24 protein-coding genes are annotated in these 24,303 nt (G+C 72.2%); 12 read left to right on the forward strand and 12 right to left on the reverse strand.

Going from position 1 to position 24,303, the window contains the following annotated elements:
- Positions 1-13 precede the first annotated feature (13 nt).
- Genes FHX44_RS05790 through FHX44_RS05810 form a run of 5 tightly spaced genes read right to left on the reverse strand, consistent with a single transcriptional unit; the run spans position 14 to position 4,038 of the window.
- Complete coding sequence (locus tag FHX44_RS05790; protein WP_147254516.1) at positions 14-886, reverse strand: SIS domain-containing protein; 873 nt, start codon at positions 884-886, stop codon at positions 14-16.
- Entirely contained in the window at positions 883-1,821 is a 939-nt protein-coding gene (locus FHX44_RS05795; RefSeq protein ID WP_147254517.1) for an NAD(P)-dependent oxidoreductase, read from the reverse strand. The genes FHX44_RS05790 and FHX44_RS05795 overlap by 4 nt, the downstream gene beginning before the upstream one ends.
- A complete protein-coding gene (locus tag FHX44_RS05800; RefSeq protein WP_212612349.1) occupies positions 1,818-2,792 on the reverse strand; it encodes a shikimate dehydrogenase family protein in 975 nt (324 codons plus the stop codon). The genes FHX44_RS05795 and FHX44_RS05800 overlap by 4 nt, the downstream gene beginning before the upstream one ends.
- A complete protein-coding gene (eda, locus tag FHX44_RS05805) occupies positions 2,789-3,430 on the reverse strand; it encodes a bifunctional 4-hydroxy-2-oxoglutarate aldolase/2-dehydro-3-deoxy-phosphogluconate aldolase (RefSeq protein ID WP_147254518.1) in 642 nt (213 codons plus the stop codon). The genes FHX44_RS05800 and eda overlap by 4 nt, the downstream gene beginning before the upstream one ends.
- A complete protein-coding gene (locus FHX44_RS05810; protein ID WP_170308793.1) occupies positions 3,430-4,038 on the reverse strand; it encodes a glucose-6-phosphate isomerase family protein in 609 nt (202 codons plus the stop codon). The genes eda and FHX44_RS05810 overlap by 1 nt, the downstream gene beginning before the upstream one ends.
- A 139-nt stretch (positions 4,039-4,177) precedes the next feature.
- On the opposite strand from FHX44_RS05810, the gene FHX44_RS05815 reads away from it, so the two are divergent.
- From FHX44_RS05815 to FHX44_RS05825, 3 genes are read left to right on the forward strand one after another with little or no spacing between them, the layout of a single operon-like run.
- Entirely contained in the window at positions 4,178-4,909 is a 732-nt protein-coding gene (locus FHX44_RS05815; RefSeq protein ID WP_147254520.1) for an SDR family NAD(P)-dependent oxidoreductase, read from the forward strand.
- Positions 4,906-6,435 carry a xylulokinase gene (gene xylB / locus FHX44_RS05820; protein ID WP_212612350.1) on the forward strand — a complete coding sequence of 510 codons (1,530 nt, stop codon included), beginning with the start codon at positions 4,906-4,908 and terminating at the stop codon, positions 6,433-6,435. The genes FHX44_RS05815 and xylB overlap by 4 nt, the downstream gene beginning before the upstream one ends.
- An 11-nt stretch (positions 6,436-6,446) precedes the next feature.
- Entirely contained in the window at positions 6,447-7,421 is a 975-nt protein-coding gene (locus FHX44_RS05825) for a phosphotriesterase family protein (protein ID WP_212612351.1), read from the forward strand.
- On the opposite strand, the gene FHX44_RS05830 is transcribed toward FHX44_RS05825, so the two are convergent.
- Both FHX44_RS05830 and FHX44_RS05835 read right to left on the reverse strand, forming a co-directional pair.
- On the reverse strand, positions 7,408-8,199 hold the full coding sequence (locus tag FHX44_RS05830; protein WP_212612352.1) for a GntR family transcriptional regulator: 792 nt from the start codon (positions 8,197-8,199) through the stop codon (positions 7,408-7,410). The genes FHX44_RS05825 and FHX44_RS05830 overlap by 14 nt on opposite strands.
- Before the next feature lie 17 nt (positions 8,200-8,216).
- Positions 8,217-9,233 carry a zinc-dependent alcohol dehydrogenase family protein gene (locus tag FHX44_RS05835; protein ID WP_147254521.1) on the reverse strand — a complete coding sequence of 339 codons (1,017 nt, stop codon included), beginning with the start codon at positions 9,231-9,233 and terminating at the stop codon, positions 8,217-8,219.
- 64 nt (positions 9,234-9,297) lie between these two features.
- On the opposite strand from FHX44_RS05835, the gene FHX44_RS05840 reads away from it, so the two are divergent.
- The 4 genes from FHX44_RS05840 to FHX44_RS05855 all read left to right on the forward strand — a co-directional run bounded on the left by FHX44_RS05840 (position 9,298) and on the right by FHX44_RS05855 (position 12,481).
- On the forward strand, positions 9,298-9,579 hold the full coding sequence (locus FHX44_RS05840) for an ArsR/SmtB family transcription factor (protein WP_246170230.1): 282 nt from the start codon (positions 9,298-9,300) through the stop codon (positions 9,577-9,579).
- Between the two features lie 248 nt (positions 9,580-9,827).
- The gene (locus FHX44_RS05845) at positions 9,828-10,550 is read left to right on the forward strand and encodes an SDR family NAD(P)-dependent oxidoreductase (RefSeq protein WP_246170231.1); all 723 of its coding nucleotides are present in this window, start codon (positions 9,828-9,830) and stop codon (positions 10,548-10,550) included.
- Positions 10,551-10,679: 129 nt separating this feature from the next.
- Positions 10,680-11,327, forward strand: a complete 648-nt coding sequence (locus FHX44_RS05850; RefSeq protein ID WP_147254523.1) for a TetR/AcrR family transcriptional regulator — start codon at positions 10,680-10,682, stop codon at positions 11,325-11,327.
- Complete coding sequence (locus FHX44_RS05855; RefSeq protein ID WP_147254524.1) at positions 11,324-12,481, forward strand: acyltransferase family protein; 1,158 nt, start codon at positions 11,324-11,326, stop codon at positions 12,479-12,481. The genes FHX44_RS05850 and FHX44_RS05855 overlap by 4 nt, the downstream gene beginning before the upstream one ends.
- Before the next feature lie 481 nt (positions 12,482-12,962).
- On the opposite strand, the gene FHX44_RS05860 is transcribed toward FHX44_RS05855, so the two are convergent.
- Positions 12,963-14,003, reverse strand: a complete 1,041-nt coding sequence (locus tag FHX44_RS05860; RefSeq protein ID WP_147254525.1) for an NAD(P)-dependent alcohol dehydrogenase — start codon at positions 14,001-14,003, stop codon at positions 12,963-12,965.
- Positions 14,004-14,088: 85 nt separating this feature from the next.
- Here FHX44_RS05860 and FHX44_RS05865 point away from each other — a divergent pair, with 85 nt between their 5' ends.
- Together FHX44_RS05865 and FHX44_RS05870 are read left to right on the forward strand one after the other, a co-directional pair.
- Positions 14,089-14,676: a TetR/AcrR family transcriptional regulator gene (locus tag FHX44_RS05865; RefSeq protein WP_170308794.1), complete on the forward strand. Its 588-nt coding sequence runs from the start codon at positions 14,089-14,091 to the stop codon at positions 14,674-14,676.
- Between the two features lie 256 nt (positions 14,677-14,932).
- A complete protein-coding gene (locus tag FHX44_RS05870; protein WP_147254526.1) occupies positions 14,933-16,351 on the forward strand; it encodes an amidase in 1,419 nt (472 codons plus the stop codon).
- A gap of 55 nt (positions 16,352-16,406) precedes the next feature.
- Here the strand turns inward: FHX44_RS05870 and FHX44_RS05875 are convergent, their stop codons facing one another.
- From FHX44_RS05875 to FHX44_RS05885, 3 genes are read right to left on the reverse strand one after another with little or no spacing between them, the layout of a single operon-like run.
- Complete coding sequence (locus FHX44_RS05875) at positions 16,407-17,594, reverse strand: amidohydrolase (RefSeq protein WP_147254527.1); 1,188 nt, start codon at positions 17,592-17,594, stop codon at positions 16,407-16,409.
- A gap of 7 nt (positions 17,595-17,601) precedes the next feature.
- A complete protein-coding gene (locus tag FHX44_RS05880) occupies positions 17,602-18,909 on the reverse strand; it encodes an MFS transporter (protein ID WP_147254528.1) in 1,308 nt (435 codons plus the stop codon).
- A gap of 8 nt (positions 18,910-18,917) precedes the next feature.
- Positions 18,918-20,114, reverse strand: a complete 1,197-nt coding sequence (locus FHX44_RS05885; RefSeq protein ID WP_147254529.1) for a dipeptidase — start codon at positions 20,112-20,114, stop codon at positions 18,918-18,920.
- Positions 20,115-20,255: 141 nt separating this feature from the next.
- Between FHX44_RS05885 and FHX44_RS05890 the strand changes: the two genes are divergently transcribed.
- From FHX44_RS05890 to FHX44_RS05900, 3 genes are read left to right on the forward strand one after another with little or no spacing between them, the layout of a single operon-like run.
- Complete coding sequence (locus FHX44_RS05890) at positions 20,256-21,401, forward strand: CapA family protein (RefSeq protein ID WP_170308795.1); 1,146 nt, start codon at positions 20,256-20,258, stop codon at positions 21,399-21,401.
- A 58-nt stretch (positions 21,402-21,459) separates the two neighbouring features.
- Positions 21,460-22,254: an alpha/beta fold hydrolase gene (locus FHX44_RS05895; protein WP_147254531.1), complete on the forward strand. Its 795-nt coding sequence runs from the start codon at positions 21,460-21,462 to the stop codon at positions 22,252-22,254.
- Entirely contained in the window at positions 22,255-23,316 is a 1,062-nt protein-coding gene (locus FHX44_RS05900; protein WP_147254532.1) for an oxidoreductase, read from the forward strand. It abuts the gene before it with no gap.
- Between the two features lie 13 nt (positions 23,317-23,329).
- Here FHX44_RS05900 and FHX44_RS05905 read toward each other — a convergent pair whose 3' ends face one another.
- The gene (locus FHX44_RS05905) at positions 23,330-24,073 is read right to left on the reverse strand and encodes an IclR family transcriptional regulator (protein ID WP_246170232.1); all 744 of its coding nucleotides are present in this window, start codon (positions 24,071-24,073) and stop codon (positions 23,330-23,332) included.
- Between the last annotated feature and the right edge of the window lie 230 nt (positions 24,074-24,303).

Genomic DNA, 24,303 nt, shown 5'->3' on the forward strand with positions numbered 1-24,303 from the left:
TAATGACAGGATGTCAAGTCACGTTCCGGCTGCCGTCGGCGCTGCCCCGGAACGCCGACAGCGCCTCCTTCATCTCCCGCAGCCGCTCCAGGTGAGCCGGACCGCGGCGCACGGCCACCGCCGTCGCGAGGACGTCGACGAGCACGAGACCGGCGAGCCTGCTCACCGTCGGGGTGTAGATGTCGGTGTCCTCGAAGGTGCGCAGGACGATCGCGACGTCGGCGAGGTCGGCGAGCGGCCCGGGCCCGCCGGTGACGGCGATGACCGCCGCACCTGCCCGCTTCGCGCGCTCGGTGACCTCCAGCACCGATGTCGTGCGCCCGGTGTTGGAGATCGCCACGACCACCTCGCCCGGTCCGCACATCGCCGCGGCCATGTACTGCTGGTGCAGGTCCACGGGGGCGGTGCACGGCACGCCGAACAGCACGGCGTGCTGCAGTGCGTCCTGGGCGATGATCCCGGAGGCACCGAGGCCCACGAAGTGCACCGACGTGGCCCGCACCAGCGTCTCGACGGCGTCGGCGACGGCCGCCGTGTCCAGGGATCGGCGGGTGCGGTCGAGGCTGCTCAGCGTGTGGTCGAAGATCTTGCCCGCCATCGCCTCGACCGGGTCGTCCGGCTCGATCGCGGAGTGCGTGACCGGGATGCCCACCGCCAGCGACTGCGCGAGCCCCAGCCGGAACGCCTGGAACCCGCTGAAGCCAAGCCCGGTGCAGAACCGCATGACGGTCGGCTCACTCACGCCCGCGGCGTCGGCGAGCCCGGCCATGCTCATGTGGACCACCGCGGCGGGGTCGGCGAGCACCGCCGCGGCCACCTTGCGCTCCGACGGCCGCATCCGGTCCTGCCGACCGGTGATGAGCTCCAGCACCGACTCGCCCGTCATGCCCGGACCTCCGTGAGCGCGGCGATGAGGTTCTCGACGGCCTGCGCGGTCGCGCGCCGGACGCTCGCCCCGGTGAACCCGCCGACGTGCGGGGTCGCCACCACGCGCTCGTGGCGCAGCAACGGGGTGAGCTCGGGGGGCTCGGTCTCGAACGCGTCGACGGCGTAGGCGGCCAGGCGCCCGTCGTCCAGTGCTGCGAGCACGGCGCCGTCGTCGACGAGGGCCGCCCGCGCGGTGTTGACCAGCACCGCTCCCCTGCGCACGCCTGCCAACCGGTCCGCGTCCAGCAGCGGGCGGCCGTCGGCGGCGGGCGGGGCGTGCAGCGTGACGACGTCGCAGGTCGCCAGCAGCGCGTCGAGCGTCACGACCGGGACGGGCGCGGTGGCCGGGTCCACGACCGGGTCGGTTCCCACGACGTCGGCGCCGAGCCCGCGGAACAGCCGCGCCACGCGAGCGCCGATCGCACCCAGCCCGACCACGCCCACACGGCACTCGTCGAGCTCGCGGCCCGGGTGGCGGTCCCAGCCGCCGGCCCGCAGCGCGGCGGCCGACCACGGGACGTGGCGCAGCCCGGCCAGCGCGAGCGCCAGCGCCAGCTCCGCGACGCCCTGCGCGTTGGCGCCCTCCGCGCGCAGCACGCGGATTCCCGCGCGGGCCGCGGCGGCCGTGTCGATCGCGTCGGTGCCTGATCCGTTGCGGCTGATCACGCGCAGGTCGGTGGCCGCGGCAAGCACCCGCGCCCCGATCGGCTCCACACCTGCGAGCCAGCCGACGCAGCCGGGCACGAGCGCGAGTTGCTCCGCCTCGGTCGGGGTGCGGCCCGCGGGCCCCGGCACGAGCGCGAACCCGGCATCGCGCAGCGGTGCCAGCTCCGCGACCGCGTCGAGCCCGGCCGAGGTGAGCGAGCGCGGGGTCACGAGCACGCGCGCGGTCATCGCCGGACCTCCGCCGCGAGGCGCCCCAGCTCGGCGAACCGCGGTCCGGAGGTCGGGATCTCCACCTGGAAGACCTCGGCGATCACCCTCGTCCAGCCGTGCAGGAAGTACTCCCAGCCGTCGTGCTCGCGCACCCCCGCCGTACGTGCCTGGTCGAGGAACACCAGCTCACCGCGGTAGTTGAGGTCCCACGCCACGGCGCCCGCCGGGAACCGCGCGGCGCCGGTCAGCGGCGAGCCGGGGGCGTCCTTGCCCAGCCCGGTCGCGTTGACCACGAGCGAGCCCGGGGCCAGGCCGGCGAGCAGCGCGTCGTTGTCCGGCGCGCCGTCGATCGGCCGGCACTCCACGGGCACGTCGGTGCCCAGCTCGTCGTGCACCCGGCGCAGCGCGGCGAGCCGGCCGCGGTCCGGGTCGGTCACGACGATCCGCGAAGGCCGGTCCGCCCCGCGCTCGGGCCGGGTGAGGTACCAGCTGATCGCGATCGCCGAACCCCCCGCGCCCATGACGAACGCGTCGGCCGGGGCGGTCGCCAAGCGACCCTTCGGAATGATCGAGTCCAGTGCGAGTCCGGCCGTGATCGGGTCCTTCGCGGAGGCGACGAGCGCGCCGTCCGGCTTGGCCAGGCAGCTCACCTCGCCCATCAGCCGCGCGAGCGGGTCGATCTCGGCGAACAGGTCGGCGCACGCCGCGTACAGGTCGATCTTGTGGGTGGTGACGAGTGCGCCCGCGCTCAGCGGGTCGGCGGCGAGGAACTCCACGATCCGCCGGTAGTCCTCACGCGGCGCGTGCAGCGGCAGGTCCACCCCGACCAGCGGCACGTCGCCCAGCCCGAGCGCCTGCGCCCACCGCGGGAACACGGTGCGGATCGACGAGCGTCCGGTCGTGACGCCGACGAAGTACAGCGTGGGCCGCTGCGCGGGCCGCGGCAGCTCGCCGGGGGCCGGGTCGAGCGCCGTCGGGTCCGCGGTCACGGTCGCAGCCCCGCGACCGCACGGGCGCGCTCGCCGATCACGTCCCAGCGGCCCGCGGCGATGTCGGCACGCGGCGCGATCCACGTACCACCGACCGCGAACACGTTCGACAGCGCGAGGTACTCCCCCACGTTCTCCGGCCGCACCCCACCCGTCGGCATGAACCGGGCACCCGTCCAGCCGAACGGACCGTCCAGCGCCTTCAACGTCGCGATGCCCCCGTAAGCGCCGGCCGGGAAGAACTTGATGTGCCGCGCCCCGGCCTCCAGGCACGCGCCCACCTCGCTCGGGGTGACAGCACCCGGCACGAACGGCAGCCCCGCCTTCTCCGCGGCGGCCACGCAGGCGCCCGAGAACCCGGGCGACACCCCGAACCGCGCGCCCGCGTCGGCAGCAGCGCTGACCATGTCCGGCAGCACGAGCGTGCCCGCACCCAGCAGGAAGTCCGGCAGTTCCGCCGCGATCGCGGCCACCGCGTCCCGCGCCGCCGGGGTCCGGAAGGTGACCTCGACGACCGGCAGGCCCGCCTCGGAGAGGGTGTGGGCGAGCGGCACGGCCGCCGCGGCATCGTCGATCTCGACGACCGGAACGACCGCGAGCGCCTCGATCGCGGTGAGGACGTCGGATTCGGGCGCCATCAGGCCGCTTCCTTCCGGTAGCCGGTGTGGTCGGGGTTGGGGCGGGTGGTCCAGCCACCGGCCCCGTCGTCGACGACGAGCTGGGCCATCCCGCCCGCCTCGGCGATCAGGGCGTAGTCCTGGCCCGCGTCGGCGGGGTAGCAGAACAGCGTCACGAACGGTTCGTCGCCGGTGTTCACGCTGCGGTGCACCCAGTGCCCGGGCACGTGCACGGCCTGGCCGGGGGCGAGGGGGACGGCGCGGCTGCGGCCGTCCAGGGTCTCCATCAGCAGCACCCCGCGGCCGGAGAGGCAGTGGTAGAGCTCGGCGCGGTCGGGGCGCGCGTGCAGGTGCCCGCGGGTGACGGCGAACTCGTCGCCGTAGCGCCCAGGCAGGATCGTGCTCGTGCCGATGATCAGCGCGCCCGGGCCGTCACCGCTGCGGTGCTCCTCGACGCGGTAGACGAGGTGGTCGGCACCGTGCTCGGCCACGGCGGCACCGAACGCGCGCTCGTCGCGGTAGACGCCGGCCATGTCGCCGAGGCACTTCTCGTAGAAGCCGGTGCGGCCGGCCATGGCTCCGCCTGCATCGATCGTCAGCACGCCAGGCTCGGGCACGGGGGACGTCATTGGGTCGCTCTCCTCCATCGCCGTGTAGTCCTACTACACACATTCGCCGAACGGAACCCTCTACACCCGCACTTCTTGCGCCGGCGGTGCCCGTTGAGCTAGTACTACTACATCACACGGCCGTGAGGGAGAGCGAGCGATGATCAACCGCTTCGAGGGACGGCGCGTCGCCGTCACCGGGGCCGCCGGCGGTATCGGGCTGGCGATCTGCGAGAGCCTCGCCGCGCAGGGCGCGCAGGTGCACGGCCTCGACCTGAAAGGGCTCGACGCCCTGCCCGGGAACGCCACCGGCCATTCCGTGGACGTGACCTCGGAGGAGTCGGTCGTCGCCGCGGTGCGCGCGCTCTACGCCGACGACGACCGCCCCGTGGACCTGGTGAACAGCGCCGGGATCGTGGAGGACAACGTCGCGGCCGAGGAGATGCCGATGGCGGAGTTCGACCGGATCATGGCCGTGAACCTGCGCGGCGTGTTCCTCACCTGCCGCGAGTTCGGCCGCGAGCTGCTCGCCCGCGGCGGCGGGGCGATCGTCAACATCGCCTCGATGTCGGGCAACGCGATCGTCAACTTCCCCCAGCGGCAGAGCGTCTACAACACCTCCAAGGCCGGCGTGAGCGCGCTGACCCGCTCACTCGCCGTGGAGTGGGGGCCGCGCGGCGTGCGCATCAACACCGTCTCCCCCGGTTACGTCGACACGCCGCTCAACGCGCTCAAGACCGACATGCACCCGCAGTGGACGCGGGAGACCGTGCTCGGCCGGTTCGCGCAGCCCGCCGAGATCGCGAAGGCCGTGGAGTACTTCCTGGGCGAGGAGTCGGCATTCTGCTGCGGCGCCGAACTGCTCATCGACGGGGGTTTCTCCCTGCGATGACCGACACGGCGATGACCGACACGGCGATGAGCAGCGGCTACGTCCTCTCGCACGACCTCGGCACGACGGGCGACAAGGCCACCCTGGTGGACGCCGAGGGACAGGTGGTCGCGGCCGTCACCGCGGCCTACGACACCGACTTCGGCCCCCGCGGCAAGGCCGAGCAGGACGCCGAGGCGTGGTGGCAGGCGGTCTGCACCGCCACCCGGCAACTGCTCGAGCGGGTGCCCGGCGCCCGCGACGCCGTGGCAGGCGTGAGCTTCTCGGGCCAGATGATGGGCGCGGTGCTGCTCGACGCCGCGGGAGAGCCGGTCCGCCCGGCGATCATCTGGGCCGACACCCGGTCGACGGCCCAGACCGACCGATTGCTGGACCGCGTCGGAATGGAGGCGGGCTACCGGATCACCGGGCACCGGCTCAACCCGACGTACTCGCTCACCAAGGTCATGTGGGTGCGCGACACCGAGCCCGACGCGTTCGCCCGCGTCCGCCACGTCGTGCTCGCCAAGGACTTCGTGGTGCACCGGCTCACCGGCGCCCTGGTCACCGACCCGTCGGACGCGAGCAGCACCAACGCCTTCGACCAGGCAGCCGGCACCTGGTCGGCGGAGCTGATCGAGGCGGCCAACCTGGACCGGGCGCTGTTCCCCGAGGTGGTTCCGTCCACCACGGTCGTCGGCGGCGTCACCGCGGCCGCGGCCGCGGCCACCGGGCTGCGTAAGGGCACGCCGGTCGTGCTCGGCGGCGGGGACGGCCCGATGGCGGCCCTGGGCGCAGGCATCGTCGACGCCACTTCCGGCGCCTACGCCTACCTCGGCTCGTCGTCGTGGGTGTCGCTCGCCGCCGACGCCCCGCTGCACGACCCGCAGATGCGCTCCATGACGTTCAACCACGTGATCCCCGGCCGCTACGTGCCGACGGCCACGATGCAGGCCGGCGGTGCCTCGCTGCAGTGGATCATGGACGTCCTCGCGCCCGGCGAGGACGGGCGCTACGAGCGGTTGCTCGCGGCCGCCGACGGCGTGACCGCGTCCGAGGACGGGCTGTACTTCCTGCCGCACCTGCTCGGCGAGCGCTCGCCGTACTGGAACCCGCGCGCCCGCGCGGTGTTCGCGGGACTCGCCCGCCACCACGGCCCCGAGCACATGGCGCGCGCCGTCGTCGAGGGGGTGGCGTTCAACCTCCACACCGGGCTGCTGGCGTTCCTGGAGAACGGCGCCACCATCGGACGGATGGACGCGATCGGCGGGGCGGCCAACGCCGCACCCCTGCTGCGGATCTTCGCTGACGTCTGGGGCGTGCCGGTGAGCAGGCGCACCCTGGTGGACGAGGCCACCGCGCTCGGCGCGGCCGTCGTCGGCGGAGTCGGGGTCGGGCTCTACGACGACTTCTCGGTGGCGGGGCAGATGTCCGAGCGGGCGGCGCCGTGCGAGCCGGACCCGGCGGCGCACGAGCGCTACCGCCGCGCCCACCCGGTGTTCCTCGACGCCTACCGGCGGCTGGAGCCGTGGTTCGAGAGCCTGTGATCCTGCCCCCCGTGATCCGCACCGTTCTCGGTGACGTCCCCGCCGCGCACCTGGGCCGCTGCGACTACCACGAGCACCTGTTCCAGGTCTCGCCGCTGCTGCCCGGTGACGAGCTGGACGACGAGACCGCGAGCGGTGCCGAGGCCGCGGCGCTGCGGGCGGCCGGGATCGACGCGATGGTCGAGGCCACCCCCACCGGCCTCGGCCGCGACCCGGCGGGCGTCGCCCGGATCAGCGCAGCGACCGGCCTGCACGTCGTGCACACCACCGGCGGGCACCGCAGCGAGCACTACGGGAGCGGGCACTGGCTGACCGAGTGCCCGGAGGCCGAGCTCGCGACGCGGTTCGGCACGGACGTCCGCGAAGGGCTGCCCGCGGTGGACGCGCGCGACCGCGGCGCCCCGGCGACCGGCCCGGGCGGCGCTCCGGTGCGGGCGGGGCTGGTCAAGGCGGGCGTGGGCTACTGGCGCATCGACGCGTTCGAGCGGAGGGTCCTCGCGGCGGCGGCTGCCACAGCCGTATCGACCGGGGTGGCGGTGATGGTGCACCTGGAACACGGCTCGGCCGCGCACGAGGTGCTCGCGGCGTTGGCCACCGACGGGCTGCCCGCTGATCGGGTGGTGCTCGCCCACGCCGACCGCAACCTCGACCCGGGCCTGCACGCCGAGCTCACCGCCGCCGGCGTCTACCTCGGCTACGACGGCATGGCCCGGCACCGCGAGGCCTCGGACTCGGCGGTCCTCGACTGCCTGGAGCGCGTGGCCGCCGGCGGAGGCGGCGATCGGCTGCTGCTGGGCGGCGACGTCGCCCGCCGCACCCGCTACCGCGCCTACGGCGGTCTCCCCGGCCTGGACTACCTGCCGAGCCGTTTCCTCCCCCGCGTGCGCGACCGGCTGGGCGAGGAGCTGCTGAATCGACTGCTGGTGACGAACCCGGCGAGGGTCCTGGCGCTCACCCCGCGCGCAGACCTGCTCAGCGCCTCGTGACGATCATCGACGGCTTCGCGCGGGCCGTCGGTTCGCGCACCAGGTCCACCTCGAACCGGCTGCGGTCGCCGCGGTGGTAGGCCACGAAGCTCTCGACCGGGCGATCGTCGGCGTCGAAGCTCAGGCTGCGCAGCACCAGTACCGGCGCGCCCGGGTCCACGCCGAGCGCGTGCGCGAGCGGCTGGGGAGCCGCGCTCGCCTCCACCGACCGCCGTCCATGGGCCAGCCGCACGCCGTAGGACTCCTCCAGCACGGCGTAGAGCGAGCAGTCGCTGAGGTCCTCGTGCTCCAGGCCCGCGACGAGGGCGTGCGGGAGGTAGGTCACCGTCAGCACCCACGGCTGGTCCTCCACGAACCGCAGCCGTTCCAGCAGCACCACCGGGTCGTCGGGCTCGAGCTGCAGCTCAGCGGCCACCTGGTCGTCGGCCGGGACGACCGCGAGCGTGCGCACCTGGCTGCGCAGGTGCCCCCCGCGGGCCGCGACGTCCTCGAACAAGCCGGTGAGCGACTGGACGAGGCCCTCGGCGGTCTTCGGGCGCGCGACGAAGGTGCCCTTGCCCTTCCGGCGCTCGATGACGCCCTCGAACTCCAGCTCCGTGAGCGCCTGCCGCACCACGGTCCGGGAGACGTCGTAGGTCTCGCAGAGGGCGTTGTCACCCGGCAGCAGGTCGCCCGGCTGCAGGCCACGGCGCGTGATCTCCTGCACCAGCAGCTGCTTGAGCTGGTGGTAGTAGGGCAATGGGGAGGACCGGTCGATGCGCCCGCGCCCGTCCGACACCGCTGCTCCCGCTCCGTTCAGGGCCGGACCACCGCCTTCACACACGCGCGATCCTGCAGCGCCGCCAGCGCGTCGGCGTAGTCGTCGAGGGCGAAGGTGTGGGTGACGATGCCCTCCGTGGCCACCCGGCCGGTGCGCAGCGCCTGCAGCGCCCGGTCGAAACTGTACGCCTGGCTGAACGACCCCTTGATCACCAGCTCCCGGCGGAACACCTCGTAGGGCGACACGGTGAGCCGGTCGGCCTCATCGGTCATGCCGTAGACGAACACGGTGCCGCCGTCGCGCGTGAGTGGCAGGCACTGCTCGAGCACACCGACGGCCCCGGTGGCGTCGACGACCACGTCGAAGCCCTCCGGGGCGAGCTTCCGCAGGCGCGCAGCGCCCGCGCCCGGGTCCGCGCGGTCGAGCTGCACCGTCTCGTCCGCGCCGTGCCGGGCGGCGATCTCCAGCTTCGCGGCGGTCGGCGCGGCGACGGTGACCCGGTGCGCGCCGGAGTGGCGCAGCAGCTGTGCGAGCAACAGCCCGGTGGGGCCTGCCCCGAAGACCAGCACGTCGCTGCCCGGCTGCAGGCCGAGCACGTCCAGGCCGTGCAGCACGCAGGCGGTGGGCTCGGTGAGCACGGCGACGTCCGGCGCCAGATCGTCGGCGGGATGGCACTTCCCGGCGGGCGCCACGATGTACTGCGCGAACCCGCCCGGCGCGTTGACGCCCTGCGCCACGAGCTCGCTGCAGAATGCCGGACGGGCCCGCCGGCAGCTGCTGCACATCCCGCAGGACTGCATGTTGTCCAGCACCACGCGCTGGCCCACCTGCAGCTGCGTGACGCCCTCACCCACCTCGTCGACCTCGCCGACGATCTCGTGCCCGGGTGTCAGCGGGTAGACCGGGTCGAACTGGCCGTCGTGCAGGTGGGCATCGGTGCCGCAGACACCCGCCAGCACCACGCGCAACCGGACCTGAATCGGCCCGGCGTGCGGATCAGGCACGTCGGTGACGGTGAAGCTGCGCGGCTGGTCGTAGACAACGGCCTTCACGCCGCGACGGTAGCACTTGTGGTGACAGGATCACAGGTGTCGCCGCGCCAAACTGACGTGCTACTTGCTCGACCTCCTCGCCGCTGCGGGTGCGGGCACCGCAACGACCCTCGCCGAACGACTCCCCGTCTCGCGACAGGCCGTGGTCAAGCACCTCGCGGTGCTGGACGCGGCCGGGCTGGTCTCCGGCAACCGGGTCGGACGCGAGATGCGCTACACGGTGCGGCCCGCGGCGCTGGACGCCACGGCGCAGTGGATGACAGCGCTCGCCGCCGACTGGGATCGACGACTGGCCATCATCAAGCAGGTCGCCGAGAAGGCAGAGCGAGACTCCCGCCAGCAATGATTTCCGCGGCGCCTCGTCGTGCTACATGCCGACATCTCATGACGAGGCGCGGACTCCTGTCATCCAGGGCCCACGACAGCGGCTCCGAACAAAGCTGCGATGAACTGCGGCCACGCATCGGCGTGGTACGCAGCATTCCGCGCGCGCAGCTCACGCTGTGCAAGAAGGAGAGAAGACCGTGGATCTGCATCTGACGGGCAAGACCGCGATCGTCACCCGGCGGCAGCAGGGGAATCGGTCTGGCCCTCGTGCGAACGCTGATCGCCGAGGGGATGCGTGTGGTCTCCGGCTCCCGCACCATCACGGCGGAGCTGAAGGAGACCGGTGCCGTGCCGGTGACCGTCGACCTCTCCACGGCCGATGGCCCTGCCGAGCTCGTCGGCAGGGCCATCGACGAGCTCGGAGGCATCGACCTGCTCGTCAACAACGTGGGGGTCGGTGACACCGACTACTTCGCGAAGGGGGCCGCGCTCAACCTGCTCGAACTGCCCGAGTACAGCTGGGAGCAGACGTTCGACCTCCACTTCTACAGCGCGCTGCGCGCCAGCCGCGCCGCGCAGCCCAGCCTGATCGAGCGCCGCGGAACGATCATCAACATCTCCTCGGTCGGTGCGCGCGCCCTCGCCGCGGGCCCCGCGAACTACAACGTCTCGAAGGCGGCGCTCAGCGCCCTCACCAAGGTCATCGCCGAGCAGTTCGGCGGCAAGGGCGTGCGCGCCGTCACCGTGTCGCCGGGACCGGTCGGCACCGGCGTGTGGATCGACCCGGACGGCTTCGTCGGCCGCCTCGCCAAGGAGCAGGGCGTTCCTCACGAGTTCTTCGTGGAGCAGGCGATGAGCGGGCTCGGCGTGACCACCGGCCGCATGAGCACGCCCGAGGAGGTGGCTCGCCTCATCGCGTTCCTGGCCTCGCCCACCAACATCACCGGCAACGAGTACCTGATCGACGGCGGAATGATCAAGAACGTGTGACCTCTGGGCGACGGGATCAGCCCAAGGTGTTCGCACATCCGTCGGAGCAGGAGCAGACCCAGCGCTGGCCAGGATCAGGGCGGGTGGCCAGGGCCGATGCCTTCTGACCGAACGTGCTAGCTTTTGGCCATGCGGCCAGAAGACAGGTCGGGCGGTCAGAAGCGGGCGTCCTTCATCGAGGAGGCCCGCCGCGCCCAGATCCTCGAGTGCGCCATCGAGACCTTCGCCGAGCTGGGCTACGCCAACACCTCACTGGCGCGGATCGCCGAGCGCGCCGGGATCAGCAAGGGCGTGATCTCGTACCACTTCGCCGGCAAGAGCGAGCTGATGGAGCAGCTCGTCGAGCAGGTCTACCGCGAGATCACCCAGTTCGTCCTGCCGCGGATGGAGAAGGAGTCCACGGCGACCGGCGCGCTGCGGGCGAACATCCGCTCGGTCGCCGAGTACATGCGGGGCCACCGCGCACAGCGGCTCGCCCTCGGGGAGATCTTCAACAACCTCCGCACCCCCGACGGCAAGCGGCGTTACGGCATCGCCTTCAACGAGCCGATCTACGTCCAGCGGGAGGCGATGTTCCGCCTCGGCCAGCAGACCGGCGAGCTCCGCCCGTTCGACCCCCGCGTGATGGCCGTGACCGTGCAGGCGGCGATCGACGAGATGTTCGCCTACTGGGCCACCTACCCCGACCACGACCTGGAAGCGCACGCGGACGAACTGGCCGACCTGTTCGAGCACGCCACCCGTGCCGAACGCCCTGGAGGAGCGGCAGACCGATGACCCGACCCCTCAACCAGCCGACCGCGTCGGCCACCACATACCCACGGCTCCGCTACGTCGACAACCTGCGCACCGCCCTGACGGCGCTCGTCGTGATCCACCACGCCGCGCTCGGGTACAGCAACATCCCGGGCTGGTTCTACGTCGAGCCCCCGACCGACTCGTCCGCAACGCTCCTGGACGTCCTGATCCTGCTCAACCAGGCGTTCTTCATGGGCGCCTTCTTCCTCATCTCGGCGCTCTTCGTGCCGGGCTCCTACGACCGGAAGGGCGCCGGGCGCTTCCTCACCGAACGGCTGCTGCGCCTGGGAGTCCCACTGCTGCTCTGGCTGCTGGTACTCCATCCGCTGGCGACCGTCGGTGACTACATCGAGGCGAGAGACGCCGCCATCCGGCAGGGGACCGAACTGTCGTACTGGCAGTACTACGTGCACTCGTTCTCACCGGGTCCGATGTGGTTCGTCGAGGTGCTGCTCGTGTTCAGTGCGCTCTACGTCCTCCGGCGGCGCCTGGCAGGCGAGGGCCGGCACGCACCCGGAACGGCTCGGACCGCGGGCCGGGCACCCGGCGCGGTCGCGATCATCGGGTTCACCGTCGGCCTGGCCATGGTGACCTACCTGTGGCGCATCGTTGTGCCGATGGACTTCCAGGTCTTCGGCATGCCCACGCCCGCCTACCTGCCGCAGTACGCGGCGCTCTTCACCGTCGGGCTGCTCGCGAGCAGGCGTGGATGGCCGGCCGGCCTCTCCAGGACGGCCGGGCGGGTCGGGTTCGCCACCGCGACCGTCGCCGCGGTGGCGATCGTTCTCGTCCTGGTCTCCGACGGAGACGCGATCCTTGGCCACGGCACCTTGCCGTCCCTGCTGATGGCGAGCTGCGAGCAGGCGCTCGCCGTCGGCCTCACCCTCGGCCTTCTCGTGCTGTTCCGGGAGCGCCTCGACCACCAAGGACGCCGCCGCCGGTTCCTCTCGGCGCACGCCTACACCGTCTACCTCATCCACCCGCTCGTACTGGTCGCCCTGGGCCACGCCCTCAGCGGCGGGCAGGCACCCGCCGTGGCGAAGTTCGTGCTCCTGGCCGTCCTCGCCGTGCCGCTGTGCTGGATGGCGGCGTTCCCGCTGCGTGCCCTGCCGGGGGCCCGGAAGGTCCTTTAGTCCTCAGTGCGCTGAGGGCTTCCAGCCCGGAGGCACGAACCGACCGAGCACGACATGAACGCACCCGCACGGTTGATGTCCCGTTTCCGCTGATCACAGTGTCGCAAGGGGCCGGCGCCTGGGTTGGTCTCGCCGTGACTTGCCAGGACGGGCTGGAGGTAAGGGGTCGGCACCACCGCCAGTTGCGTGGCACCCCAGCAGCGACGGAGCACCGGGTGATCCGAGCCGGGAACGGCGCGCCCACCGCAGCCCCACCCCACCAGACCGACCCCGGCGCCAGCGGCATGATCCGAACTATCGGGCGTCCATTGCTGTGGTCACAACCATGGACACCCGATACAGGGGATCATGGAAGGCAAGATCGCAAGTAGCGGGTGCACATCGCTGTGGCGGCAGCAATGGACAACCGATACTGCGGATCATGCGCGGCGACCACCGCCGAGGGGCCGCACGCCCCGGCAGTAGTACACGCTGACCTCCTTCAGGCCAGGTCGGACATGTCGAGCACGAAGCGGTAGCGGACGTCGTTGCGCGCGACGCGGTCGAGGGCTTCGTTCACCCGCGCCGAGGGGAGGAGTTCGATGTCGGCGGTGACGCCGTGCTCGGCGCAGAAGTCCAGGAGGGCGGCGGTCGCGGGACGGCCGCCGCTGCCCGCGGAGCTGAGCTTCTTGCGGCCGACGAGCAGGTCGAGGGTCTCCACGGTGACCGGTCCGAGGTGCCCGACCTGGGTGAGCGTCCCGTCCATGGCGACCAACCGCAGGTAGGGGCCGAGGTCGTGGGGGGCGGAGATCGTGTCGATGACGACGTCGAACCGATCTCGGGCGTCGGCCATCTGTTCCGGGTCGGCGGAGACGATGAGATCGTCGGCGCCGAGCCGGCGGGCGTCGGCGGCCTTGTCCGCCGATCTGCTGATGACCGAGGTGCGGGCGCCGAGCGCCACGGCGAGCTTGACCGCGAGATGGCCCAGACCGCCCAGCCCGGCCACGGCGACCCGCGTGCCAGGCCCCACGCCGAGGCCGTGCAGCGGCTCCCAGACCGTGACCCCGGCGCAGAGCAGGGGAGCCGCTGCGGCGGGGTCGAGGCCATCGGGGAGCAAGTAGGCGAACCGGTCCCGGACGACGTACTCCCTGGAGTAGCCACCCGAGGTGGTGGATCCGTCGTGGCGGTCGGTGCCGCCGTAGGTCAGCGTGGGGAACTCGTGGCAGAAGTTCTCCTGCCCGGCCCGGCACATCGCGCACGCGCCGCACGAGTCGACGATGTTGCCGACGGCGACGGGGTCGCCGACGTGGAATCGGGTGACATCCGGCCCGACGTCGGTGACCACTCCCGTGAACTCGTGGCCGGGCACGAGCATCCCGTCCTCGCCGGAGTGGCCGCGCACGGCGTGGAGATCCGTGTGGCAGACGCCGCAGTAGTCCACCCGCACGGCGATGTCGTCGGGTCGCAGGTCGCGGCGCTCGAGGGGCGCTCGTCGCAGCGTCGCCCCGGCACCGTCCGCGCGCCAACCCACCGTGGTCCTCATGTCGCCCTCTTTCAAACAGACTGTTCGGTCTATCCCGAGGTTAGCACGAAACAAACCGACTGTTCTGTTCGCTAGACTGCCGCGCATGCCCGACCAGCCCCTCACCGCGCGTGGTGCCGCAACCCGCGATCGCATCGTCGAGGTGGCGACCCGGGAGTTCGCCGAGCACGGGATCGCCGGGGCCCGGATCGAGCGGATCGTGGCCGCGGCCCGCACCAACAAGGCGCAGCTCTACGCCTACTTCGGCAGCAAGGAGGGGCTGTTCGACGCCATCTTCTCCGGCTCGCTGGAGCGGATCGTGAACGTCGTCCCGATCGACGCCGCCGACCTCGCGGACTGGGCCGTGCGCCTCTACGACGAGTACCTCCGCCGCCCCGACCTCATCCGGCTGGCCACCTGGGCACGCCTGGAGCGGCGCCCGGTCGGCCACCTCGTCGACGACGCCGACCGTCTGGACGACGGCAAACTGCGCGCAATCGCCGAGGCACAAGCCGCGGGCATCGTGAGGCCGGGCGACCCGTTCGACGTGATGGCCATGGTCATCGCGATGTCCATGGCATGGTCGCCGGTCAGCAACGTCTACGCCGCAACCGCCCAGGAGCCCCCGGAACTGCACGACCGGCGTCGCGCCCTGCTCCGCGAGTGCGTGAGGCGCGCCGTCACGACCGACTGAAGCCCGCCGACCGTCGATGACGACGGGTGGTTCGGCCGATGCTGGCGGCGCGCCGCAACGTCGATGCCAGCCGCAGCTGGGCGGCATGCGGGTTGCCGCCGGTTGACAGCACCACGCCGGTCCGCTGGGATGTGCCGAAGTGCGGCACGTATGTTCCACGATCGCGAACGCTCGGTGCCGCACGGATCCGGGTGTCGACGGTTCGCCAGGCGGTCGCGCCCAGGGCCACGGCCGTTCTGCGACGAGGAGAGCACCCATGAGTTCCGCACGCGCCGGCGGTGTTGTCGCCTACGACCCGGCCACCTTCGAGGGGCTGCGCTTCCACACCGCGGTGACGGCCTTCCGCGACGGCACCGACTCCCCGCGCGGGTACCTGGAGCGGTGCCTCGCGACGATCGACGAGCGCGAGCCCGTCGTGCGGGCATGGGTCGTGCTGAACGAGGACGGCGCACGTCAGCAGGCCGATGTCAGCACGCGGCGCTGGCAGCGCGGCGAGCCGTTGTCGCCGATCGACGGCCTCCCGATCGGCATCAAGGATCTGCTGGAGACCCGGGACATGCCCACCCAGATGGGGTGCGCGGCGTTCGCGGGGAACTTCCCGAAGCGGGACAACGCCGCGGTGTGGGCGCTGCGCCGGGCCGGCGCGGTCGTGCTCGGCAAGACCGTGACCACGGAGCTGGGCGGTCCGGAACCGAGTCCCACGACCAACCCCTTCAACCCGCGGCACACCCCGGGCGGATCCTCGTCCGGCTCGGGCGCTGCCGTCGGGGCGCGGATGGTGCCGGCCACGATCGCGACGCAGACCGGTGGCTCCCTCATGCGGCCGGCGAGCTTCAACGGAGCCTGGGGCCTGAAGCCGTCCCAGGGCGCCATCAACCGCGGCGAGCGGCAGACCGCCAGCATGACGTCGCACGGCGTCCTGGCGGCGTGCCCGGAGGACATGTGGCTGATCGCGATCGCGATCGCCTCGCGTGCGGGGGGCGACCCGGGCCGGCCCGCCCTGTTCGGTCCCGCCACGCCGCCGCCCGCCCGCCGGCCCGGCACGGTGGCCGTGATCGAGACCGAGGCCTGGGAGCGGCTGGACCCGGTCAGCCGCGGAGCGTTCGATCAGGTCGTCGCGCAGGTCGAGGCCGCGGGCGTGACGGTCCTGCGGCGTGCCGACGACGCCGTGGTGGAGCGGTTCGAGCAGTCCCTCGTGGGCGTGACGGACCTCGGGAGCGGGATCCTGGCGTGGGAACACTGCTGGGCGTTCCGCGACATCGCGGCGAACAACCCCGACGGCGTCAGCGCACGTGGCAAGCGGTTCTTCCTCGAGACCGCGGAGCGGCTCGGGGCGGCGGGCTACGAGGAGGCCCTGCGCACGCGCGCCGCGGTGCAGGCCACGTATGCGCTCCTCGGCCCCCGGGTGGACGCCGTCATCGCGCCGACCTCGAGCGGTCCCGCGCCGGAATGGTCGGGCGACGTGCCCGGGCAGGAACCGGTCCGGTGGCCGACCGGGGACCCGGGCTTCAACTTCCCGAGCTCCCTGCTGGGCGCCCCCGCGGTGAACGTGCCCCTGATGGGTGTCGGCGGTCTTCCCTTCGGCCTGCAGGTGATGGGGCAGCCGGGCACGGACGCCAAGGTCACGGCCATCGCGCGGTGGATGGGTGAGGCCCTCACCCCGGTCAGCGTCTGAACCGCAACGCCGACCGCCGGGCGGATCGACGCCCGGCGGTCGGCGTACTCGCTGGTCATGCGGCCGGCGAGTCCTCCCGCCAGACGAACGGGCCGGCCTCGGTGAGGCGGCGGCGGAGCGCTTCGTCCCGGGCCGCGTCGGCGATCGTCCACGCCAACGCGAGCCCGCCGTCGTGGACCGCCCGCGCCCCCTCGGGTCCCGAGGCGGTGCGGGCGAACGCGGCGGTGTGGTTCCCGTCCTCGGGCGGGGAGTCGAACGACAGGACCGGATGGATCGCCGGCATGTGGACCGAGACCTCGGCCATGTCCGTGGACCCGAGCGAGCGGTCGGCGTAGTCGGGGAACGTCCGGCCCAGCGCTTCGGCGTTGGCCTGGAACAGCCCGGCCAGGTCCTGGTCGTGGCGGAAGCCGTTGACCGAGGCCAGCTCGGTGATCTCCATGCCGACGCCCGCGGCGAGCGCGCCCGCCTCGAAACAGCTGCGCACCCGGGGCCAGAGCAGGTCGACGTCGTCGAGCGAGTCGGCTCGGATCATGCATTCCACTGTGGCCGCGCCCGGGATGACGTTGACGGCGGTGCCCGCCTCCTTGACCCAGGTGTGCACCCGGTCCGCATCGCGCTTCTGCTGGCGCAGCAACCCGATCGCGACCTGTGCGACGGTCACCGCGTCGGCGGCGTTGAGCGCCTCGAACGGGCGCGAGGCGTGCGCGGTACGTCCCTGGTAGGAGATCGACCAGTGCCGGACCGCCCGGATGTGCGGGGCGGCCATGTCCTTCAGCGTCGGGTGCATCATCATCGCGGCGTGCAGGCCGTCGAAGGCCCCCTCGCGCAGCATGATCACCTTCCCGACCAGTACCTCCTCTGCGGGCGTGCCCAGCAGCCGGATCGTCAGGTCCAGCTCGTCGGCGACGGGGGCGAGGGCGAGGGCCGCCGCCACCGACGTCGCCGTGATGACGTTGTGCGCGCACCCGTGCCCGATCCCCGGCAGCGCGTCCAGCTCGGCGCACAGGCCGATCGCGAGGGACCCGGTGCCCGCGGTGGCCGCGAAGGCCGTGTCGAGCCCGGCCACCCCTTCCTCGACGTCGAACCCACCGTGCGCCTTCAGCAGTTCGACGACGGCGGCGGCGGTCCGGTGCTCCTCGAAGGCGATCTCCGGATGCGCGCCGATCCGGCGTGACAGCTCGACGACCGCGGGCTCGTGCCGGGCGAACTCGGCGGCGATCCGGTCCTTCACCGATGCGGACATGGACACCTCACCTGACGCCACGGAGCACCTCGGACTCTTCGTCGTGCTCGACCGGGTCGGGTTCGACCACCACCGCGCGGTTGCGCGTCTCCGGCATGGCGACCACCACGACGACCAGGGCGATCACCGCCAGCACCGTGATGTACCCGCCGGGCGCAAGGCGTCCGAACCACGCGGTGAGCAGCGCTCCGAGGATCGGGGCCGTGCCCCCGAACACCGCATAGGCCATGTTGTAGGCCAGCGCCGTGCTGGTGGCGCGGATGCGCGGTGGCACGATCTCGACCGCGATGATCGTGGCCGACATGCCGATCACCGCGGCCGGCAGGACCAGGAGGATCTCGGCGCCCAGTGTGGTGAGCAACGTCCCGCCGTTCGCCAGCAGGTACGCCGGCACGGACCCCACGACGGCGAGGACCACCCCGAGGACCAGCAGCGGTTTGCGTCCGAACCGGTCGACGAGCACACCGGTCAGCACGCACATCGCGGCGCACAGCAGGAGCGCGACGACTCCGGCGGTCAGCACGGTGCCGTCGGAGAGACCACCGGTCGTCGCCAGATAGGTGGGGAAGTAGCCGAGGAGGTTGTGGACGACGACGGCGAGCAGGGCGAAGATCGCGAAGAGCAGGAGGAAGACCCGCCAGTTGCGGAAGGAGTCCCGCACCGGGCTGACCGCGACCTCGCCCCTGCTCTCCAGGGCGCGGAAGGTGGCCGTCTCCTCCAGGCGCAGCCGCATGTAGAGGCCGACCAGCGCCATGACGCCGCCGAAGAGGAAGGCCAGCCGCCAGGTCCAGTCGGCGTACGCCGCGGGCGACAGCAACTGCAGCGCGAGCAGCGCGAGCGCGGCCAAGGCCGAGCCGACGAAGGTGGCGCTGTTCACCGCGCTGACCCACAGTCCACGCCGGTGCGCGGGCGCCTGCTCCATCACGTAGGAGGCCGCGCTCGTGTACTCGGCACCCATCGAGACGCCCTGGGCGAGCCGACAGCACAGCAACAGCAGCGGGGCCACGGCCCCGGCCGTCGCGTAGCCGGGCAGCACCGCGATCGCCGCCGTCGACACCGCCATGATCAGCACAACGGCGGACAGCGCGGTTCGTCGACCGAGGCGGTCGCCGATGCTGCCGAACACGGCGGCACCGAGCGGACGCACCACGAAGGCGAGGCCGTAGACGGCCAGGGTCGACAGGATCGCCAGGGTGGGGTTCTCGTTCGGGAAGAAGTGCCTGGCGATGATCGTCGCGGAGGCCCCGTAGATGACGAAGTCGTAGGACTCGACGGCGTGCCCGACCATCGCGGCGCCGAGGACCTTCCTCCTCATGGGCGGCCTCACCAGATCTTCTCGAGCACGCGGAGCACGTTCCCGCCGATCACGGCGGTGATCTCGTCGTCCGAGTAGCCGTGCTTGACCAGCCAGCGGGTGATGTTGCGGAAGCACTCCCCCGGGTTCTCCAACCCGGCGACGGACTCGATGGTCTCGAACTCCGGACCGGACCTGATGGTGTCGGCGACGCCCCACTTCCGGCTCATCACGTGGTGGACGTCCAGGTGGTCCCCGAAGAACGTGTCCGGTCCGAAGGCGACGTGCTCGATCCCGACCAGGTCGACGCAGTAGCGGAAGTGGTCCATCACCGACTCGATGGTGTGCCGGCGGTGCTGCGGGCTGACGGTGGTGTAGGGGGCGGCTTCGATCCCGATGATCCCGCCGGACTCGGCGCAGGCCCGGATGACGTCGTCGGGCTTCATCCGCGGGGTGTCCCAGACCCCCCGTGCTCCGGCGTGCGTGATGAGCACGGGCCGCTCGCTGGCCTCGATCACCTCGAGGGCGGTCCGGTCCCCGGAGTGCGACACGTCGATGGCCATCCCGAGCTGGTTCATGCGACGGACGGCGCGCCGCCCGAGCGCGGTCAGGCCCCCGTCACCGCGCTCGCGCAGGCCGCTCCCGAGGGAGTTGGCGTCGCTGTAGGCGATGCCGATCTGGCGGACACCCAGCCCGTAGAGCACGTCCAGCCGGTCGATCTCGTTCTCGATCAGCGCCGCGCCTTCGAGGCCTGCGACCACGGCGAGCCGCCCCTCGGCGTGTGCGCGGCGGATGTCGGTGACCGACTCGGCGCGGATCACGTAGTCCTGGTGCGCGAAGTCGCAGAACCGCATGCCGAGGTCGGTGATGACGTCGTCCCACTTCCACCCGTTGCGGGACTCGCACGCCCCCCAGCCGAGGTTGTCGAACACGGCGTCCAATCCGGAGCGGCTCAGCCCCTCGTAGCCGTAGGCGAGCCGCGCTCCGCGGTTCCAGTCGAGCAACTCCGTCCGGGCGTGGCGGGGCAGCCGCACCGGATGGTCGTGCAACGACACCACGACGGTGTCCACGAGGAGGCGTTCGGCCCGCGCCAGCTCGGCGTCGGTCAGCCCGAGGTGGTGCTCCGGCAACCGGCCGACGTCCGCCGAGGGCGCGAACTCGGTGTAGTCCGTCCCCGCCTCCAGGTACGAGAAGGACTGGTATCCGCTGTAGCGGTTGGGTGACATCGCGGGTTCGCCTCCGGGGCTACGAGGATCGACGGAGCGAGCTTTCGTTCACCATCGCGGAACGCTGGTGCTACTATCCGGCACGCAATTCGAGCGGAGCTCCGCGCCCGTGTCAACCGCCACATCTCCCGGAGGAAGCCCGTGAAGATCGTTCTCGTCGGCGACACCGTCCTCGCCCGGGAACCGGCGCAGCGCCGGCACGACTCCGCCTTCCCCCTGCTGCGCAGCGGGGACCTCACGATCGCGAACCTCGAAGCCCCGCTGGTCGACACCGACCGCCCGGCCGAGAAGGAGATGACGATCCGGGTGCCCACGGCGACCGCGTGGGCGCTGCGCGATCTCGGCGTCGACGTCGTCTCGCTGGCCACGAACCACGCCCTCGACCACGGCGCGGAAGCTCTGCTCAGCACGATGCGAGCCCTCGACGACGCCGGCGTCCGGCACGCCGGGGGCGGCCGCACGCTCGCCGAGGCGGACGCCGGGGTCGTCGTCGACACGGCGACCGGAGGGCGCGTCGCCGTGCTCAGCTTCTGCGCCACCCTGCCGCCGGGCGCGGGCGCCACGCCGGCCCGCCCCGGCATCGCACCGCTGAGGGTCGACCAGAGCTTCGCACTGGACGGCACACTTCTGCAGGAACAGCCCGGCACGCCGCCGTTCGTGCGCAGCGCCGCCCACGAGGCGGACGTCGTGCGGGTCGAGGAACGCGTGCGCGCGGCCAGTGCCGAGGCCGATCGGGTCGTGGTGTGCCTGCACTGGGGCGTCCCGTTCGCCTACCTCCCGCCGAACCAGGGACCGCTGGCGCAGTACCAGCAGGACCTGGGCCGGCGACTCGTCGACGCGGGGGCGGACGTCGTGGCGGGGACCCACCCCCACTGCCTGCACCCCGTCGAGCGCTGGAACGACGGGCTCATCCTCTACTCGCTCGGCAACTTCCTGTTCCACACGGGCGAGGTGCGGCGGCCCGACACCTACTTCGGCCTCCCCTACCGGGCCTCCCGCCTCTTCGAGGGAACGCCGTGGTTCGACAGCGCCGTCTTCGTGGTGGAGATGCCCGTGCAGGGCCCGCCGCGCCTGCGGATCACCCCGATCACCCTCGACGACCTCGGCGAACCCCACGTCGCCGACCCGGAGACCGCCGCAAGGATCAGGGCGCTCGTCGAGGGCTCCTCCCGCGAGCTCGACCCCTCGGTCGGCGTGGACCCGGACGGGGCCATCCACTTCGGACTGCGCAGCACGGTGAGCCGGTCGCCACGGCCGGCTGTTGACGACCTGCCGACCGCACCTTAATGTTCCGTCAGTCGATACGCTCGTTCGTCACAGTGGAACGAGGAGAGGTTCCGTGATCATGATCAGTGTCGAAGGTTCCACCCGCACGGTGCAGCGCGGCGACGAGACGTCGATCCACTACACCGTGAGCGGCCCCGAGAACGGGCCGACCTGGGTCTACGTACACGGCTGGGGATGTCGACGGACGGACTTCGCGCCGGTCGCCGCGTTCCTCCCCGCCGACCACCGGGTGATCACCATCGACCTCGCCGAGCACGGCGACTCCCGCTCGGCCCGCACCGCCTGGACCATGGCGGAGTTCGCGCGGGATGTCGCCGCGGTGACCGACGCCGAGTCGGTGCAGCGGTGCACCGTCGTGGGGCACTCACTCGGAGGTGCGGTGGGCGTCGAGCTCGCGCGGCTGCGGCCGGACGTGGTCGCACAGGTGATCGGGATCGACTCGTTCCACTTCCTCGGCCTCTACCCGGCGGTCGAGGACTCGGTGGCGCGCCGGATGGTCCGCTCGTTCGAGGACGACTTCCCGGCCGCCGTGCGCGGCCTGGTCGTCATGGGCTCGGTCCCGGGCACGGACCCGGAGTTCGGCGAGACGATCTTCCGGAAGATGTCGAGCATCCCGCCCGCGGTGGGCGCGGCCGCGCTCGACGGGTTGTTGCGCTGGGACATGGACGAGGCGCTGCGCGCCGTGCCGCAGCCGGTCACCACGCTCGCCGTGCGCGGCCTGCTCGACCCGGCGGCCGTGGACCGCTACGGCGACCGGATCGACTTCGTCGTCCACGACCTGGGCAGCCACCACTTCCTCGTCGAGGCACCCGAGGAGACCGCCGGGCTCCTCCTGACAGCGAGGATCGACTAGGTGTCCACAGCTTGGGCCCCACTCCGGCTCAGGGACGTGTCGGTCCCCAACCGGGTGTGGCTCTCCCCGATGTGCCAGTACTCCGCCGACGACTCCGGGGCCCCGACCGACTGGCACCTCGCCCACTATGGCGCCCGCGCAGCGGGGGGCGTCGGCATGGTGGTGGTCGAGTGCAGCGGCATCTCCCCCGACATGCGCACCACGACCCGCGATCTCGGGCTGTACACCGAGGAGCAGGTGGCGGGCCACCGGCGGCTCGCCGAGGCCATCACCACCCTCGGCTCGGTGCCTGCGGTCCAGCTCGGGGCCGCCGGACGCAAGAGCTCGCACGGCGTGCCGTGGGACAACGGCGGGGCCCGGAACCCGGTGCCGCCCGCCGAGGGCGGGTGGCAGCCGCTGGCGCCGTCGGCCCTCCCGTTCGCCGGCCTGACCGTCCCGACCGAGATGACCACACGCGACGGGACCCGGATCCTCGAGGACGTCGTGCGGGCCGCCCGCAACGCGCACCGCGCCGGCTACCAGGTCCTCGAGCTGCACGGCGCGAACGGGTACCTGTTCCACGAGTTCCTCTCGCCCCTGGCCAACCACCGCAGCGACGAATGGGGTGGCGACCTGGAAGGGCGGATGCGGTTCCCCCTGGAGATGGTGCGGGCCATCCGCATCGGGTGGCCGGAGGACAAGCCGCTGATCGTCCGGCTACCCGCAGAGGACCTGCTCGAGGGCGGGCTCACCACGGACGACATGGTCGCCGTCGCGGCCCGGATGGGCGCGACGGGCGTCGACGTCGTCGACCTCTCCTCCGGAGCGCTGGTCCCGGAGGCGCCGCGCCTCGCCGAGCCCCTGCACAACGCCCGGTACGGCCCCCGGTTCCGGGAGGCGGGGGTCCTCACCGCGGCCTCGGGGATGGTCTCCGAGCCGCACCACCTCGACGAGGCGGTCCCGGACCTGGTGGACGCGGTGCTGGTCGGCCGGGCGATGCTGCGCGACCCCTACTGGGCGCTGCGCGCGAGGGGCTCCGACCCGCTCGAGTCCTGGCCGAGGCAGTACCACCGAGCCTTCTAGCGCTCCGCCCTGCTCAGACGGAGGAGATCAGCCCGCTGATCTCCTCCGCGGCGGCGACGGTCAGGCGTGCCAACGCCTCCTCCTCCGACGGCACGAAGCGCATCTCCGGGATCGACAACGTCAGCGCGGCGATCGGGCGGCCCGTTGCGTTGGTGATCGCCGCCCCGAGGGAGACGACGTGCGGGCGGAACCACGCGGACCCGTTGAGTGAATAGCCCCGCTCGGCGGTCCGGGCGATCTCGTCCCGGAGCTCGTCGGCACTCGGCACCGGCTCGGCGAAGTCCTCGACCGGGTGCTTCAACACCTCGCCTGCCTCAGCGGGGTCCAGGCGGGCCAGGATCGCGACCCCTGCCGATGTGGCCCGCAGGGGCAGTCGCGTCCCGACCTCGATGAACACGCGAACTGCCTGACTGCTGTCCTCCCTGGCGATGATGATGACGTCGTCCCCGTCGCGCAGCGAGAAGTGGACCGTCTCGTCGGTCTCGGCCGCAAGCCGCTTGATCACGGGTCGGGCGAGATCACGCAGGTCCTGCTCGCCGGTCCCCCGCAGCCCGATGACGAGGGCCTTCATCGTCACGCCCCAGCGCGTGCGGTCGACGTCGACGACCCGAAGCCAGCCCGCCTGCTGCAGCGTGACCAGGCATCGCTGCACCGAGCTCTTCGGCATGGCGGTCACGCGCGCGAGCTCGGACACGCCGATGGGCTGACGGGCGGCGACCTCCTCGAGGACGCGGAGCGTGCTCAACACGCTGTTCATCGACCGAACCTTGCTGGCCGGTTTCTCCACCGCCGTCACATTCCGCGCTTTCGTGCTCGCCGATCGAATCCGGACCGTACCACCATACGCGCAGCCGTCTCCCATCCCGGCACACGCTCGTGCGTCCGGCTCCCCGTGACCGGGGTTCCGCCGCCCGAGCAGGATCGTCAGGCCCCCCGCCAGCGGTTGCGGCCGTCCGACGCCGGCGCGCACACCATCGCCTTGCCGGT

Source organism: Pseudonocardia hierapolitana (assembly GCF_007994075.1).
GTDB lineage: Bacteria > Actinomycetota > Actinomycetes > Mycobacteriales > Pseudonocardiaceae > Pseudonocardia > Pseudonocardia hierapolitana.

Excerpts from the sequence above, each read along its gene's own strand:
- FHX44_RS05860 (WP_147254525.1), bottom strand. The coding sequence starts at position 14,003 with ATGAGGACCACGGTGGGTTGGCGCGCGGACGGTGCCGGGGCGACGCTG.
- FHX44_RS05875 (WP_147254527.1), bottom strand. The coding sequence starts at position 17,594 with ATGTCCGCATCGGTGAAGGACCGGATCGCCGCCGAGTTCGCCCGGCAC.
- FHX44_RS05795 (WP_147254517.1), bottom strand. The coding sequence starts at position 1,821 with ATGACCGCGCGCGTGCTCGTGACCCCGCGCTCGCTCACCTCGGCCGGG.
- FHX44_RS05885 (WP_147254529.1), bottom strand. The coding sequence starts at position 20,114 with ATGTCACCCAACCGCTACAGCGGATACCAGTCCTTCTCGTACCTGGAG.
- FHX44_RS05865 (WP_170308794.1), top strand. The coding sequence starts at position 14,089 with ATGCCCGACCAGCCCCTCACCGCGCGTGGTGCCGCAACCCGCGATCGC.
- eda (WP_147254518.1), bottom strand. The coding sequence starts at position 3,430 with ATGGCGCCCGAATCCGACGTCCTCACCGCGATCGAGGCGCTCGCGGTC.
- FHX44_RS05815 (WP_147254520.1), top strand. The coding sequence starts at position 4,178 with ATGATCAACCGCTTCGAGGGACGGCGCGTCGCCGTCACCGGGGCCGCC.
- FHX44_RS05850 (WP_147254523.1), top strand. The coding sequence starts at position 10,680 with ATGCGGCCAGAAGACAGGTCGGGCGGTCAGAAGCGGGCGTCCTTCATC.
- FHX44_RS05790 (WP_147254516.1), bottom strand. The coding sequence starts at position 886 with ATGACGGGCGAGTCGGTGCTGGAGCTCATCACCGGTCGGCAGGACCGG.
- FHX44_RS05870 (WP_147254526.1), top strand. The coding sequence starts at position 14,933 with ATGAGTTCCGCACGCGCCGGCGGTGTTGTCGCCTACGACCCGGCCACC.
- FHX44_RS05880 (WP_147254528.1), bottom strand. The coding sequence starts at position 18,909 with ATGAGGAGGAAGGTCCTCGGCGCCGCGATGGTCGGGCACGCCGTCGAG.
- FHX44_RS05905 (WP_246170232.1), bottom strand. The coding sequence starts at position 24,073 with ATGAACAGCGTGTTGAGCACGCTCCGCGTCCTCGAGGAGGTCGCCGCC.
- FHX44_RS05855 (WP_147254524.1), top strand. The coding sequence starts at position 11,324 with ATGACCCGACCCCTCAACCAGCCGACCGCGTCGGCCACCACATACCCA.
- FHX44_RS05895 (WP_147254531.1), top strand. The coding sequence starts at position 21,460 with ATGATCAGTGTCGAAGGTTCCACCCGCACGGTGCAGCGCGGCGACGAG.
- FHX44_RS05810 (WP_170308793.1), bottom strand. The coding sequence starts at position 4,038 with ATGACGTCCCCCGTGCCCGAGCCTGGCGTGCTGACGATCGATGCAGGC.
- xylB (WP_212612350.1), top strand. The coding sequence starts at position 4,906 with ATGACCGACACGGCGATGACCGACACGGCGATGAGCAGCGGCTACGTC.